Source organism: Flavobacterium sp. (genome assembly GCF_013822155.1).
In the GTDB taxonomy this organism is placed as follows: Bacteria; Bacteroidota; Bacteroidia; order Flavobacteriales; family Flavobacteriaceae; genus Flavobacterium.
In genome coordinates this window covers 1-1,404 of record NZ_PNJW01000177.1, presented here as the reverse complement: position 1 = coordinate 1,404, position 1,404 = coordinate 1, and the positions used below count along the sequence as shown (strand labels likewise).

Below are 1,404 nucleotides of genomic sequence, written 5' to 3'. Positions count from 1 at the left end.
ACAACAAAATAAATATTTACTAAACCAGTTGGATAACTTGAAGTTTCTGGCATAAATGTATACAAATTAAATTTAATGCTTATAATATGTACTGAATATTTCAATAAATTATCGGAGATAAATACATGTTTGGCATAAAACAACTCCCTGCAACCCAAGACGAAAACCCTTTTACTGTAGAATGGCTGACTAAAAATTTAAAATTTTCAGAAGGCGATATTAAAAGTGTCGACGAATTAGGTATTCAATATTTTGTTAAATTCAGTAACCCTGAGGCAGCACTACGTTTTAGAGATATTATGAAACCCCTTCAAGCTTATCCAATGCTATGCCCTGATGGACTAGAGGTTGGCATCATGAAAAGCTCAAAAAATAATATTATTAATGCTAAGAATAATAATTTTACTGGTGGCTCAGGTACTTCCCCATTTTTTGAAGCGGCTAATGTTCCAAGAAGTTTAGTAATACCTTGTAAACAAGAAGTATTACCGGTAAAGATACTTCCTCTCAGTGAATTAAGTCTATTTAAATTATCGGCACAACCTAATCGAAATAAAAATAAATTTATTGATGAAAAAATTAAAGGCATTATCCCTAATCCATTTAATCTAGAATGGTTCAGTGAATTTTTAGGTTTAGATAAAAATACAGTAATAAGCACAAAGTTTGATACGGACTGTATGCAATATTCTTTGATTTTTAGTTCATTAGAACATGCTGAAAATTTTTATAAGGTTCTTAAAGCAATTGATTCTGTGACACCACAAATATGTGAATTTTCTAATACGGTACAGCTATCGTTCTGTACCCAGTATCACATTCTGCGTTCTGTTAATCAATCTGATCGAAACTTAGCCCCTTGGAATGAGCAATTTTTTGCTACCTATTTAGAGCTAAATCTTGAACAAATACATAAAATAGAAACTAATATGTGTGGAATAGTAATTGTCTTTAAAGATAATGCCGATGCCCATCAATATTATAAAAAGCTAGAGGCTAAAGGGATATACGCTAATCATCCTCGAGGGGGTGAGTTACCTATCAATAATACTAATAAATCAAGAATACTTAAAGTCGCATTTGCTCAACTTAAGGAAAACCCACAACCTACTAATACTTCTTTTTCATTTTCATAGTTAAACCTATTCTTTATTGATAAAAATTATTGTCTCCTAATTTACAAGTTAAGAGACAGTAAAAAACTTCAAAATTCTGCTTACTAAACTGGATTTATTGTCCAGTGGAATGTACAGCATTGTAGCGATAATTGAGAAATAATATCCCTTTATTTCTCAATCTAAAATTGGCTAAATTCCAAGTTTAATTGACCCATTTTATAGATGCGCATTTGCACATAATAAATTTGAAAATGACCAGGAATTACTATAAGTCCATTTCCGCTTC

Annotated in this window: 1 protein-coding gene; it reads left to right on the top strand. The window is 31.0% G+C overall.

The annotated features are described in order from the left end of the window. Nucleotides 1–125: 125 nt before the first annotated feature. Nucleotides 126–1,136 carry a hypothetical protein gene (locus C0512_RS15735; RefSeq protein ID WP_290863281.1) on the top strand — a complete coding sequence of 337 codons (1,011 nt, stop codon included), beginning with the start codon at nt 126–128 and terminating at the stop codon, nt 1,134–1,136. The last annotated feature ends 268 nt before the right edge of the window (nt 1,137–1,404 follow it).